Annotated in this window: 12 protein-coding genes; 11 read left to right on the top strand and 1 reads right to left on the bottom strand. The window is 32.0% G+C overall.

Annotation, left to right across the window (positions count from 1 at the left end):
• Positions 1-50 precede the first annotated feature (50 nt).
• From RT99_RS17845 to RT99_RS17830, 4 genes are all read left to right on the top strand, one after another.
• On the top strand, positions 51-506 hold the full coding sequence (locus RT99_RS17845) for a GAF domain-containing protein (protein WP_042566101.1): 456 nt from the start codon (positions 51-53) through the stop codon (positions 504-506).
• A 100-nt stretch (positions 507-606) separates the two neighbouring features.
• Positions 607-1,218, top strand: a complete 612-nt coding sequence (locus RT99_RS17840) for a hypothetical protein (protein WP_242607224.1) — start codon at positions 607-609, stop codon at positions 1,216-1,218.
• Positions 1,219-1,434: 216 nt separating this feature from the next.
• The gene (rpsO, locus tag RT99_RS17835) at positions 1,435-1,701 is read left to right on the top strand and encodes a 30S ribosomal protein S15 (RefSeq protein WP_042566099.1); all 267 of its coding nucleotides are present in this window, start codon (positions 1,435-1,437) and stop codon (positions 1,699-1,701) included.
• Between the two features lie 161 nt (positions 1,702-1,862).
• The gene (locus RT99_RS17830; protein ID WP_042566098.1) at positions 1,863-3,998 is read left to right on the top strand and encodes a polyribonucleotide nucleotidyltransferase; all 2,136 of its coding nucleotides are present in this window, start codon (positions 1,863-1,865) and stop codon (positions 3,996-3,998) included.
• Positions 3,999-4,111: 113 nt separating this feature from the next.
• Here the strand turns inward: RT99_RS17830 and RT99_RS17825 are convergent, their stop codons facing one another.
• Complete coding sequence (locus RT99_RS17825; protein ID WP_207384901.1) at positions 4,112-4,714, bottom strand: CDP-alcohol phosphatidyltransferase family protein; 603 nt, start codon at positions 4,712-4,714, stop codon at positions 4,112-4,114.
• 102 nt (positions 4,715-4,816) lie between these two features.
• On the opposite strand from RT99_RS17825, the gene RT99_RS17820 reads away from it, so the two are divergent.
• From RT99_RS17820 to RT99_RS17785, 7 genes are all read left to right on the top strand, one after another.
• On the top strand, positions 4,817-5,779 hold the full coding sequence (locus RT99_RS17820) for a helix-turn-helix domain-containing protein (protein ID WP_042566097.1): 963 nt from the start codon (positions 4,817-4,819) through the stop codon (positions 5,777-5,779).
• A 179-nt stretch (positions 5,780-5,958) separates the two neighbouring features.
• Positions 5,959-6,702, top strand: a complete 744-nt coding sequence (locus tag RT99_RS17810; RefSeq protein ID WP_042566095.1) for a hypothetical protein — start codon at positions 5,959-5,961, stop codon at positions 6,700-6,702.
• A 5-nt stretch (positions 6,703-6,707) separates the two neighbouring features.
• A complete protein-coding gene (locus tag RT99_RS17805) occupies positions 6,708-9,488 on the top strand; it encodes a TonB-dependent receptor domain-containing protein (RefSeq protein WP_042566094.1) in 2,781 nt (926 codons plus the stop codon).
• A gap of 5 nt (positions 9,489-9,493) precedes the next feature.
• The gene (locus tag RT99_RS17800; protein ID WP_042566093.1) at positions 9,494-10,690 is read left to right on the top strand and encodes a DUF4249 domain-containing protein; all 1,197 of its coding nucleotides are present in this window, start codon (positions 9,494-9,496) and stop codon (positions 10,688-10,690) included.
• Positions 10,691-10,750: 60 nt separating this feature from the next.
• Positions 10,751-11,926 (top strand): DUF4249 domain-containing protein, encoded by a 1,176-nt coding sequence (locus tag RT99_RS17795; RefSeq protein ID WP_042566092.1) that lies wholly within the window; start codon positions 10,751-10,753, stop codon positions 11,924-11,926.
• Positions 11,914-13,668, top strand: coding sequence for a hypothetical protein (locus RT99_RS17790; RefSeq protein WP_042566091.1), 1,755 nt, complete (start codon positions 11,914-11,916; stop codon positions 13,666-13,668). Before RT99_RS17795 ends, RT99_RS17790 begins: the two co-directional genes overlap by 13 nt.
• A gap of 140 nt (positions 13,669-13,808) precedes the next feature.
• Complete coding sequence (locus RT99_RS17785) at positions 13,809-14,672, top strand: RNA polymerase sigma factor RpoD/SigA (protein WP_007804760.1); 864 nt, start codon at positions 13,809-13,811, stop codon at positions 14,670-14,672.
• The last annotated feature ends 206 nt before the right edge of the window (positions 14,673-14,878 follow it).

Genomic DNA, 14,878 nt, shown 5'->3' with positions numbered 1-14,878 from the left:
TATATTTTTTAACTTCGGCTTTAAATACTTTTGTATAAAATTTTTATACCATGACATTTCAGGAATTACAACCGAAAATAAGCGCTATAGTAGCTGAAAACAACATTGTTAGAGACGAAAAACTTTTGGCAATCTGTCAATTATTAAATGCAAATGTAGAATATTATAACTGGGTTGGTTTTTATTTTGCCAATCACGAAAACAAAACCCTTCATTTAGGCCCTTATGTTGGTGCAGAAACAGATCATACTGTGATTCCGTTTGGAAAAGGAATTTGCGGACAGGTTGCAGAAAGTAATGCCAATTTTGTAGTACCTGATGTTGCTGCTCAGGATAATTATATTGCATGCAGCTTTACAGTAAAGTCTGAAATCGTTGTTCCTTTATTTGTAAACGGTGTAAATATTGGTCAGATTGATATTGACAGCCATGTTATAGATCCTTTTACAGAGGCTGATGAACGATTTTTAGAATTTGTAAATCAAGAAGTTGCTAAACTATTCTAAAAGGGCTATTTTTAATAAAAAATAGAACTGAATGAAGAGAAACATATTACTCCTTTTGCTTCTGATAATTTCAGCTAATCTGTTTTCACAAATTAATGTAATGTCTAAGAAAATTTTTCTTGACTCATTAAATCGTGAAACAACGCCCGAAAAATACAGTTACACACGAATAATTACGAATTATTCTCAAAAAAGTGTAAGATACGTTGTTACCGACTTCTACAAAAACGGAAGAAAGAAAATGACAGGTACTACTTTAGACAGGGATATTTTAAAAAAAGATGGAGAGTTTATCTGTTATTATAAAAATGGGGCAAAAGAATCTGTCGTAAATTATTTAGAAGATCATAAATCAGGCAAAGAAATTAATTGGTACGAAAACCAAAGCAAAAAATGGGAGAAACAGAATCTCTGGGATTCAAAAACAAAAAAATCCCAAACTTTAATTCTTAATTACTGGGATGAAAATAAGAATCAAACCGTAATTGATGGAAACGGAGAATATGAAGAAACAGATAAATATACAACACAAAAAGGAACTATTAAAAACGGACTAAAACAAGGTACGTGGCAAGGGAGTGACATTTTGCGCAAGATTACCTTTATTGATAATTATGATCGGGGCGTTTTAATTTCGGGCGTTAGTATCGATGAAAACAATGTGAAATCTTCGTATTCTTCTTTAGATAAGAAACAAGCAGGCAGAAAATAATTCTAATCGTAATAGTTAGATCATTATATGTGATACCTATTACAGTACCAATTAACAATCTAAAAAAAAGATCAAATATTGCTCAAAAAACAAAATTTGGTATTCTATTTTAAGATTCTCTTATTTTTGTTTGATTCTTTTGTTTTTTTACCTTATTTTTGCACCCGTCTTACAAAAGATGTATGACATACATAAAAATCATTAAATAATATTGGAATGTATTTAACTAAAGAAAAGAAAGAAGAGATTTTCGCACAACACGGTGGTGCAACAAACACTGGAAGCGCAGAAGGTCAGATTGCATTGTTCACTTACAGAATTTCACACTTAACTGAGCACTTGAAAAAAAATCGTCACGATTACAACACAGAGCGTTCTCTTGTACTATTAGTAGGTAAAAGAAGATCTTTGTTGGATTACTTGAAAAAGAAAGAGATCAACAGATATCGTGAGATTATCAAAGTATTGAATATCAGAAAATAATCAATATAGAAAAGAGGTGCGAAAGTGCCTCTTTTTGTTTTTAGATTACAAGCATTTTATAAGAAAAAAAGTTTGGTTTTTCATTGGGTTTTAGAAACAACAACTACACACAACAACTACAACACAACTAAAACCCATTGTATAACCAATAAGGAAAAATTATGATTCCACAATTATTTGTAGAAAAGATCGATTTAGGTGATGGCAGAAGCATCACAATCGAGACGGGGCGTTTAGCAAAACAAGCTGATGGTTCGGTAGTAGTAAGAATGGGCGACACGATGATACTTGCAACAGCAGTATCTGCACGTAGCGCTAACCCAGCGGTTGATTTTTTACCATTAACGGTAGATTACCGCGAAAAATTTGCAGCAGCAGGTCGTTTTCCAGGAGGTTTCTTTAAAAGAGAAGCTCGCCCTAGCGATAGCGAAGTATTAACAATGAGATTAGTTGACCGTGTTTTACGTCCGCTTTTCCCAGATGATTACCATGCTGAAACACAAGTTATGATTCAGTTAATGTCTCATGACGAAGAAGTTATGCCAGACGCTTTAGCTGGTTTAGCTGCATCTGCAGCATTAGCAGTTTCAGATATTCCATTTTACAACTTAATTTCTGAAGTTCGTGTTGCACGTATCGACGGGAAATTTGTAATCAACCCAAGCAGAACAGAATTAGAAAAATCAGACATCGATATGATGATTGGAGCTTCTTTGGATTCTGTAGCAATGGTTGAAGGAGAGATGAAAGAAATTTCAGAAGCTGAAATGGTTGAAGCAATTAAATTTGCTCACGAAGCTATTAAAGTTCAAATTCAGGCACAATTGCGTTTGCAGGCTGCTTTTGGTAAAAAAGAAATTCGTACTTACGAAGGTGAGAAAGAAAACGAAGAAATTTACAAAAAAGTAAAAGCTGCTGCATACGATAAAATTTATAATATCGCAAAAGTTGGATCGGCTAAACACGAAAGAAGCGCTGCATTTGCTGAAGTAAAAGAAGAAGTAAAAGCTTTATTTACTGAAGAAGAATTAGCTGCTGATGGAGATTTAGTTTCTAAATATTTCTACAAAACAAACAAAGAAGCTGTTCGTAATGTAGTATTAGAATTAGGTATTCGTTTAGATGGTAGAAAAACTACTGATATCAGACCAATCTGGTGTGAAATTGATTATTTACCAAGAGTTCACGGTTCTTCTTTATTTACACGTGGAGAAACTCAGGCTTTGGCTACTGTAACTTTAGGAACTTCCAGAGAAGCTAACCAAATTGACTCTCCATCTGAACAAGGAGAAGAAAAATTCTACTTACACTATAACTTCCCTCCTTTCTCAACTGGTGAAGCAAAACCATTAAGAGGAACTTCAAGAAGAGAAGTTGGTCACGGTAACTTAGCTCAAAGAGCTTTAAAAAATATGATTCCTGTTGATTGTCCTTACACAATTCGTATTGTTTCTGAAGTTTTAGAATCTAACGGTTCTTCTTCTATGGCAACAGTTTGTGCTGGTACAATGGCATTAATGGATGCTGGAGTTCAAATGGTAAAACCAGTTTCTGGAATTGCTATGGGATTAATTACTGATGGTGAGAAATTTGCTGTATTGTCTGATATTTTAGGTGATGAAGATCACTTAGGAGATATGGACTTTAAAGTAACCGGAACTGCTGACGGTATTACAGCTTGTCAAATGGATATCAAAATTGACGGATTACGTTATGATATTATGGAGCAGGCTTTAGGGCAAGCACGTGAAGGACGTTTACACATTTTAGGTAAATTAACTGAAACTATTGCTGCACCAAGAGCTGATGTAAAAGCTCACGCACCAAAAATCATTACCAGAACTATTCCTGGAAACTTTATTGGAGCATTGATTGGACCTGGTGGAAAAGTAATTCAGGAATTACAAAAAGCTACAGGAACAACTATTGTTATCAATGAAGTTGATGAGCAAGGTGTTATTGAAATCTTGGGTACAGATCCTGCAGGAATCGAAGCAGTATTGGCTAAAATTAAGTCAATCACTTTTAAACCACAAATGGGAGAAGCTTACGAAGTAAAAGTAATTAAAATGTTAGATTTTGGAGCTGTAGTAGAATATACTTCTGCACCAGGAAATGAAGTTTTATTACACGTTTCTGAATTAGCTTGGGAACGCACTGAAAACGTTACTGATGTTGTAAACATGGGAGATGTTTTTGAAGTGAAATACTTAGGTGTTGATCCTAAAACTAAAAAAGAAAAAGTGTCAAGAAAAGCACTTTTACAAAGACCTCCACGTGAGGAGAAAAAAGAGTAATCAGATCTTAGTTTACTAAAGGTTTATTCATAGAAAACCCCAATTCATTTATTTGACTTGGGGTTTTTCGTTTTTATCTTTTTTCAATCCATAACAAATCAACTTTTCAAAAACTATCCATTAAACAATTTGTGTCTTTTTATTGATTTTCCTTCTCTAATTAAATAAGCATGATAAGAGCTTGGAACATCATGTGTCCATTTAGGTAAAAAATAAATTATCAGATAAACATCAATATGCCCCACTATTCCAAAAAATACTGCAAGAAAAAAAGGAATTCCGGCATGACCAAATCCAATCATAGAAACAAATGCGAGCAACAATGTTATACCCCATAATTTAGATAAAAGAGCATGTGTACATGTTTCTTTTCCAAATTTTAGAATACTAAAAACATATGTCAGACCTTCCATTACAAAAATTGAAATAATCGCATATTTATGTTCAATAATAATTTCTGGATTTAATAACCACGTGCACCAACCTACACAAATCCAAAAAATTAAATCGACCTGACTATCCATTCGACGTAATTTTTCTGATGACACACCTACTCTTCTGGCAATAATACCATCAAAAACATCCGTTAATAATCCGAAGATCATTAATGACACTAAAATCATTCTAACATGCACAAAATTAGTGCTCGCAATTAGAATCATTATGAAACCTAACAATAATCTAATAAGAATAAGCAATAAAGGAACTTTTTTCATTTCTATAATTTTAATAATTCCCAACAAACCTATTGCAATTATCGCATTTTGATTTGTGCAAAACAATAATAACAATTTGTATATTTGTGATTATCGCAAATTATGAAACATCAGGAATCCTTTTTAAAATCAATTCGAAACAAAATTCCAAAATCTACTTCTCTAATAGATGAGATTGCTACCGTTTTAGAAATCAGTTACGATGCATCGCACCGAAGAATATCCGGAAAAAGTAAATTTTCATTGGATGAAACTATTAAACTAGCCAATCATTTTAATATTTCACTGGATAATTTATATGCGAAAAAGGAAAATATTATTGTTGAGAAAACAATTGAAATAGAAACATTAAAAGATATGCTTCAGTATTTCAAAAGATCGGCAGAGCAAATTGAAATATTAACGAAAGATTCTAATACCGTATTATTTTATTCTGCAAAAGACATTCCCCTATTTTATTTCATGGACGGAACCATATTATCAAAATTTAAAGCTTTTGTCTGGCTTAATCTTTTAAATACAAATCCAAAAAAAGTTTCCTTTGAAAATTTTGTCATTGAAGAATCCTTTACAGAATACATGCAAAAACTAAAAACTGTATACGAAAATGTCCGTGTAAATGAAATATGGAATGATACTACCATCAACAGCAGTCTACAACAAATTCTGTATTTTTATGAAGCAGGATTACTTACTCTAAAAAACGCAAATGCCCTGTGTAAAGATTTAAAGAGAATCATTAATTTAATAAAGGAAAAATGTAATGAACCTAATACCAATTTTGCAATTTATTATAATGAGTTGATTTTACTAAATAATAACATGCTCATAGAAACCGATCAAAAGTTAACGATGTTTGTACCTTATACGCTACTCGGTTATTTTATAACTGATAATGAAGATGGCTGCAAAAATGTACATCAGTTTTTCAAACAACAAATCACAAATTCAAAACCCTTAGGGCAATCTGGAATAAAAGAGCAAAATTTATTTTTTAATCGAGCCATTAGAAAGATAGAGTATTATCTGGAGAAGATAAATTCGCAGGTAGATCTATTATTTTAAAAGCAGATATTAAATACGTAATTTATTCACATAAAATCCCAATTCATTTATTTGAATTGGGATTTTCCTTATAAAAAAACAAACATTAAATGACATTTTAACACTTATCCGTGAAATTTGTAACATTTTTTTGATACTTTTGGAATCGCCAAAACCAAACATTAAAACCACACAATCCTTTGAAAAATTATCAAAAAAAATCTGCATTCCTTATTTTATTTGGATTATTCTTAAACATTTCCATTATTCACAGCCAAACCAGCAATGATGTTGCTATTTACAATTGGTTTGACAAAACTATAGGGAAAGAGAATCTGGACATCATTAACGGCATCCCGCACACCAATCCTTACAGAACAACCGGAGATAGTCATTTGTATTATATTGACCAATACGAATTAGGAACCCTTAATTATGAAGGACAATTATATTACAACGTAAAACTAAAATATGATATTTATAGAGATATTTTGGTTTTAAATCCTTTTGGAGAATCAGAAAGTGTTGGTATAAATGTTATCACTACCAAAGTTGGATCTTTTTCTATTAAAGATAAAAACTTTGTGAATATCGATAAAAAAGATCCGGCGGTTCCTGAATTTACAGCAGGTTACTATGAAGAGAATAAAATTTCGCCTGATTTTGTATTTTACATTAAGCATCATAAAAACCAAATAAAATCGATAAATGAAGGTGTCTTACTTTATACTTTTAAAGAAAACACATCATACTTTCTTGATTTAAAAGGTAAAATTTATTCTATAAAAAGCAAAAACGATATCATAAAACTGTTTCCAGATCAAAAAAAACAAATCAATGGGTTTTATTTAATGAATAGAGAACTTAGAAAATCTGACGAAAATCAATTTATGAGAAATTTGATGAAATATATTAGTAATTCTCTTTCCATTCAAACCAAATAAGACAAATGAAAAAATTTCTACTCGCCTTAATTATTTTATTCTCATTTCAATTATCTGTTGCTCAAAATACGAATGAGAAAATATCTATTACTTTTAAAGATGAAACTCTGGAAAGTGCATTAAAAGCAATTGAAACAAAAACATCTTACAAGATTTATTTTGATCCTACATGGGTTGGCGCTAATAAAGAGTTGATAAACGGAACTTACACCGACGTTAAAATTGATGAGATACTGGATAAAATTTTAAATAAAACCGATTTAAATTTTATCATTCTAAAAAACAAAATCATTCTAACACTAAATAGCACAATTCACGATGATTTGCCTGCTAATTATTTTTCTGACGCTCCGATTGAAACTCCGAGCAACGATAATAATAGTGACAATCCTGTTTTCTATCAACAATATGACTCATTAAACAGTTATAGCGTTACAAAAAAAGCATCTATTGTTTTTATTGGAAAGGAAAATAAGGATGTAACCAAGAAAAACTATACTGTTTCTGGTTCTATAAAAAATGCCGAAACCGGTAAACCCGAAGCCAACATATATATTAAGGTAAAAAATAAAAACATCAGTACTTCTAGTGATCCTGATGGAAATTATACTTTGCAACTTCCGAGAGGAATCAATGTTATTGAAATAAAATCATTAAGCCACAAGGATGTATCCAAAACTTTAATGGTTTATGATGATGGTACTTTTGATATTAATGTTAACGACAAATCAAATCAGTTAGACGAAGTTGTAATTAATAAAAAAGGAAGAAAACAAACTGAAACCGCTGTTTCGGGCTTGGTTTCTATTGATATTGAAGGAATAAAAAATGTTCCTTTAATTCTTGGCGAAAGAGACATTTTAAAAGTTGCAACTACTTTTCCTGGTATTAAAACAACGGGAGAAGGATCGGCGGGATTCAACGTTAGGGGAGGAAAAGACGATCAAAACTTAATTCTTTTAGACAATGCTGTACTTTATAATCCACAACACTTTTTAGGTTTTTTCTCTGCTATAAACCCTTATACTGCTAAAAAAGCCGACATCTATAAAGGAAGTATTCCTGCTGATTTTGGCGGAAGATTATCATCTGTATTTGATATTACAACCAAAAACGGAAATCCTGAAAAGTTTTCAGGTGAAGGAGCAATTGGACCAATTACATCAAACCTTACACTTAGTTTGCCAATAGAAAAAAACAAATCAAGTATTATTTTTGGAGGTCGTGCAACCTATTCAGATTGGATTTTAAAATCTTTAGATGATGAAAACCTTAAAAATAGTCAGGCTGGTTTTTATGACGGAATCCTTAAATACAATAACGCAATTAATAGCAATAACAATCTTGAAGCTACGGCTTATTATAGCCATGACCGTTTTAGTTTGGATACAGATTCTATTTATAAATACAGCAACAGACTTGCTTCATTAAAATGGGATCATACTTTCAACAAAAAAAGCAAAGCAGCTTTAATTTTTACAAACAGTGAATACAAGTTCAATATTGATTATGATTCAGATAATGTTGATTCATTTGATTTTGGATATAAAGTAAACGAGTCGCAAGTACAGTTAAAATTCAATTATCAATTAACTCCAAAACATAATTTATCATACGGTATTGCAAGTAAATTATACAATATTGCTCCAGGATACCAACATCCTAAAAATCCTGAATCTCTTTTAATTTCTACCGACATTGAAAAAGAAAGGGCACTAGAATCTGCCATTTATTTAGCCGACAGCTACAAATTAAGCGATAAATTATTGCTTGATTTAGGTTTGCGATATTCTTATTATGCAGCTCTGGGAGAAGCCAATATAAATTCTTATCAGGAAGGTTTGCCTTTAAGCAACGAAACTGTAACAGGAACTACGCATTATAAAAAAAATGAAGTTATAAAAACATATGGCGGCTTAGAACCTCGTTTGGCGGCACGTTATTTTATTACCGAAGATTTCTCGATAAAAGCCGGCTATGACATGACCAGACAGTACATTCATCTTTTATCAAGCAATGTAACACAATCACCTACAGATACCTGGAAATTATCGGATTCGAATGTTGCGCCACAAACCGCACAACAAGTTTCTTTAGGTTTGTTTAAAAATCTAAAAGATGAAGAATATGAAATTAGTCTTGAAGGATATTACAAAAGATCTAAAAACATTCTTGATTACAAAGTTGGAGCACAACTTGTTTTAAATGAAAATGTAGAAACAGAATTATTACAAGGTGAAGGAAAAGCTTATGGAGTTGAACTTTTATTGAAGAAAACAACCGGAAGATTAAACGGGTGGATTGGCTATACATACTCACGCACACTTATTAAACTTGACAGCCAGTTTAGTTCAGAAAAAGTAAATAACGGAAATTATTTCCCTGCAAATTTTGATAAGCCTCATGATTTAAGTGCGATTTTAAATTATAAATTTACAAGACGTTATAGTTTGTCAACTAACTTTTTATATCAAACGGGAAGACCTATTACTTATCCTATTGGAACTTATCAATATGGAAATGCCCAATATACCTTGTATAGCGACAGAAATGCTTATAGAATTCCTGACTATATTCGTCTGGATATCGGAATTAACATTGAAGGAAACCATAAAATAAAAAAACTGGCTCATAGCTTCTGGAACATATCCGTTTATAATGTTTTAGGAAGAAATAATCCGTACTCAATTTATTTTGTCACTGACCAAAGTGGAAAAGTAAAAGGCTATAAAACATCAATTTTCTCAATACCTGTACCAAGTATTACTTATAATTTTAAATTTTAATTTAAATGAAAAATTATAACCTAAATAATATTCTGGTTTTCATTCTATTAGTTATTCTCTGTAATGGCTGTACAGAAGCATATCCGTTGCTAACTAATAGTTATGAAGAGGCATTAGTAGTTGAAGCTACAATAACTAATGAATTGAAAATACAGGAAATAAAACTCACTAAAACAGGCAAGTTTGAGGATGAAAGTTATCTTCCTGAAAGTGGCGCAGAGGTTTTTATAACAGATGATTCGGGTAATCAGTATAACTTTAAAGAAGACGCTGAAAAATATATTTCTACAGTAGAATTTCAAGCTGTACCAGAAAGAAAATATCAATTACATATTAATACCAAAGATGGAAGATCGTTTGAATCGTCTCCTGAAACTTTAACTACCATTAATCCGATGCAAGAAGTAACTGCTGCAGTTGAAGCTAAAGATAATGTGAATGGAGTAAGTATTAGAATAAAAAGTTATGATGCTGCACATGCGTCAACCTATTATCGATATGAATATGAGGAAACCTATAAGATTGTCACTCCAAAATGGAGACCAATAAAAGCAGAACTAAGTCCCACCGGCTCACTTATTTTCCTTACAAATTCACCAGATACAAAAGTTTGTTACGGAAGTAAAAAAAGCACAGACATTCTTTTAGCTAATACAAATAATTTGAGTGAAGATCGTGTTGATTTTCTGGCACGATTCATTAGTAATCAGGATTATATAATGACAACCAGATATAGTATTCTGGTAAAACAATATATAGAAAGTTTAGGAGCCTTTAATTACTATACAACCTTAAAAAAATTATCCGGACCAGAAAGCATTTTATCTCCAACTCAACCGGGACTTTTATTAGGAAACATACAATCTGTCAATAATCTGGACAATAAAATTGTCGGGTATTTTGATGTTGCTTCTGTATCAACTGAGAGAATTTATTTTAATTATGCTGATTTATTTCCGGGCAAAGGCGCACCGCCATATGTTACAGATTGTCAAGAATATTGTTACGGTGATCCTGAAGCAGGACAAGTTCCTGAGCCATGCACACATGTAAAATCGCCTGTAGATGATTTGGTATTAGGCAAAGTAACTTATTTCACAGGAATTGATGGTGCAGGTTCATTTAGTTATTGGGTTAATGCTCCTTGTGGAGATTGTACCACTTTTGCATCGAATATAAAACCAACTTTCTGGACAGATTAACATTTTCAATTCTAATAAAAAATGAAAAGTTTCTAAATCAAAAAGTGCAAAATTTAAGTAATGAAAATTCATAAAATAAAAAACATAATCCTCTTTAGTTTTCTTGCCATCCTGATTACGGGATGCACAGAAACGTATCCGCTTTTGACTAACACCTATGAAGAAATAATTGTTGTTGAAGCCACTTTAACTAACGAACTTAAAAACCAGGAAATAAAAATTACCAAAACTTCAAGATTTGAAGATGATGGTATTGAACCCGAAACTGGTGCAAAAGTTGTCGTTAAAGATGATCAGAACAATGAATATTTGTTTGAAGAGAGCGCAGGAACTTACAAATCTCAAACTGTTTTTGCCGCAGCTCCGGATAGACAATACACATTGGAAATTGCTACAAAGGATAGGAAGATTTACCAATCAACACCACAAACCTTGACAGCTGTAAATCCAATTGAAAGCGTTGTGCCATCGCTTGCAACAAATAAGAATAATGAAACCGGAATTCAGATTAATGTAAATAGTTATGATGAAAACAAGAGTTCAAAATACTATCGTTATGAGTATGAAGAAACCTATAAAATTGTTGCACCAAGATGGAACTCTTTAAAAATTATAGCAACTGGACCACAAACAGTTGCGTTGATTAACAATGATCCAAGTACGAGAATTTGTTATTCGACTCAAAAATCGAGCGATATTATTTTAGTGAATACTAACACTCAGACAGAAGACAGGGTAAACTTACCAATTCGTTTTATACAAGAAGACAATTATATCATTGGTCACCGATACAGCATACTGGTTAAACAATATATAGAAAACTTAGAAGCTTATACTTTCCATAGAATATTAAAAGATATAGCAGGATCATCAAGTATTTTATCTCCCAAACAGCCTGGTTTGCTATCCGGAAACATAAAATGCATTAGTGATTCTAACACAAAAGTCATTGGCTTTTTTGATGTCGCTTCTTACTCTGAAACTAGGATATTTTTTAATTACAATGATTTTTTTCCTGCTAAACCGGCACCTTATTTCAATACATGTGAAGATATTCCTTTTCTGTTTTGCTTTGCAGGAGAAGGCTGCGAGGGAGAAACTATGATTTACAACATCAATAGAAACCTCATGACGTATATTGGTAACAGCGCACTAAATTACAGACTAGTAGACGCAGAATGCGGAGATTGCACATCATTTTCATCTAACATAATACCTTCATTTTGGACAGAATAAAACACCTTATTGCATTGTTTGTACTCGTGAGTACACAATTCGTCGGCGCACAGCAAACCATCTCTTTAGATGAGACTGTTTTCATTCATTCAAATGCCACCACATTTGTTTCGGGTGAAACCTTATTGTATAAAATTTATTGTTTAAAATCTACAGATAAAACACCCAGCAATATTAGCAAAGTAGCCTATGTTGAACTTGTAGACAATAATAAAAAATCGGTATTTAAAACCAAAGTTTCGCTGGAAAACTCAGTTGGACAGGGAGATTATTTTATTGCTACAACCTTAAAAACCGGAAATTACAAACTGATTGGTTATACAAACTGGATGTTAAACAAACCTGTTTCTGAGTTATTTCAATTAGACATCAATATCGTTAATCCGTATAAAATAACTGAAAAAGGCACTTCTGAGAATACTTTAACTTCAAGTGCCGTTAGTTCTTCCAATAGTTCAGAAACAGCATCAAATCAAAGCAGTATCACAAACGAAAATGTCAAACTTAATTTGAATAAAAAAACATTTTCAAATCGTGAATTAGTTGATCTGAAAATTGAATCTTCAAATGCAGTTTTTGCAGATGGAAATTATTCTTTATCTGTTAGAAAGCTAGATAACATACCAACCAAAAGTCAAATCTCTGCTACAGATTTTGTAAAAAAATCATCATATCCGGCATTGCTTGATTTACAAAATAAAGATCAGAAAATAATTCTGCCTGAATTAAGAGGAGAAACGATTTCCGGAAAAATCACAGCACAAAATGGCAGCGATAAAATCGCAGACATAAGCGTTGGTTTATCACTTCCGGGGAAATCTTTTGCATTTAAAGTAGTAAAAACAGATGCTGAAGGAAATTTTATTTTCAACATAAATAAAACGTATTACACTCCGGATATTATTGTTCAGATAATTGATGAAAAAGCAATTAATTATAATCTGACTATAAATAACGCTCCGGAAATAGATTACTCGAAATTATCTTATGAGCAAAATGCTAATTTATCTTATGTGATCAAAGAAAGCCTTTTAGACAGATCTGTTTCAAGTCAGGTTGAAAATGCTTATTATCATAAAAAAGTAGATAACATTGAAAAAACACCAACTTTGGAAACGTTTTATTATCCTCTTGGAAAAGAATATGTTTTGGATGATTTTACCCGATTTAAAACATTAAAAGAAACGATGACCGAGGTCGCTACAGAAGTTTACCACAAACAAGTTGGCGATAAAACTTATTTACACGTAAATGATCCGAGTGTTTTTCCTCAATTACCTGATGCTGCATTAGTTTTGGTTGATGGATTATATTTAGAAAATCAAAATGATTTGATGATTTACAACATGAAAAACGTTTATAAAATCGATGTAATTATTGGAAGATATTATGTAGGTTCAAAATCTTTTAACGGTTTGGTTAGTTTCACCACTTTTGATAAAGATTTTAAAAGCACACAAAAAGGAAACTTTATTGCAAAACCTACTGTACTAAGACCACAACCGAAGAAATTATACAACAAAATAGAGTATACCAATTCTAGTGATAACGCAAGAATTCCAGATTTCAGAAATCAATTGTTCTGGAATCCTGAAGTGGCTTTAAACAGCAAGAATAATAATTCTTTTTACACATCAGATCTTTCGGGAACTTTTGAAGTAAGACTTGAAGGTTTTGCAAAAAATGGATCACCAGTTTCTTTAAAAGAAATTATCGAGATAAAAGACTCAACATCAAACTAAAAGACTAAATTATTAAATAAAAATTCCCGTTTCTAAAATTTAGAAACGGGAATTTTTATTTTTTTTAAAAATATTTGTAACTTTTTCATAACTTATTACGTATAACTAATTGTACACTTTAAAAATAAGGAGACAATACAATGAGACAACTTAAAATCACCAAGCAGGTAACCAATCGTGAAACTGCATCGTTAGATAAATATCTACAAGAAATCGGAAAAGTTGACCTAATTACCGCTGATGAAGAGGTAGAATTAGCACAAAGAATAAAGGCTGGTGATCAAAGAGCTTTAGAAAAACTTACAAAAGCCAACCTACGTTTCGTAGTATCGGTAGCTAAACAATATCAAAATCAAGGATTAACACTTCCTGATTTAATTAACGAAGGAAACTTAGGTTTGATTAAAGCGGCTCAACGTTTTGATGAAACTCGTGGTTTCAAATTTATCTCTTATGCAGTTTGGTGGATTCGTCAATCGATCCTTCAGGCTTTGGCAGAACAATCTCGTATTGTTCGTTTACCATTAAACAAAATTGGTTCTATCAATAAAATCAACAAAATGTATGCGTTATTAGAGCAATCTAACGAGCGTCCGCCTTCTGCTGAAGAAATTGCAAAAGAACTTGACATGACTGTAAACGACGTAAAAGAGTCTATGAAAAACTCTGGTCGTCACTTATCGATGGATGCACCTCTTGTTGAAGGAGAAGATTCTAACCTTTACGACGTTTTACGTTCTGGAGAATCTCCAAACCCGGACAGAGAATTAATTCACGAATCATTACGTACTGAAATTGAACGTTCATTAGAAACATTAACTCCTAGAGAGGCAGATGTTGTTCGTTTATATTTTGGTCTTGGAGACCAGCACCCAATGACTTTAGAAGAAATTGGAGAAACTTTCGACCTAACTCGTGAGCGTGTTCGTCAGATTAAAGAAAAAGCAATCCGCAGATTAAAACATACTTCTAGAAGTAAAATCTTAAAAACATATTTAGGATAAATAATATTTTGTTTCAGGTTTCAAGCTTCAGGTTGCTATGAGTAACCTGAAACTTGAAACTTGAAACCTTTTTTAACGCAAACAACAGTTTGATTGACTGTTCGTTTTTTGATTGATGATTGAAACTCCGGCTGATTACCGGAGTTTTTTATTGCTTTTTTTTAACCATTAAGATATTAAGTTAAATTAAGGAAGATCATTCAGTT

Source organism: Flavobacterium sp. MEB061 (genome assembly GCF_000834715.1).
GTDB classification, from domain to species: Bacteria; Bacteroidota; Bacteroidia; order Flavobacteriales; family Flavobacteriaceae; genus Flavobacterium; species Flavobacterium pectinovorum.
Note: the sequence above shows the minus strand (reverse complement) of the source record. Positions and strands in the feature narration are given on the sequence as shown.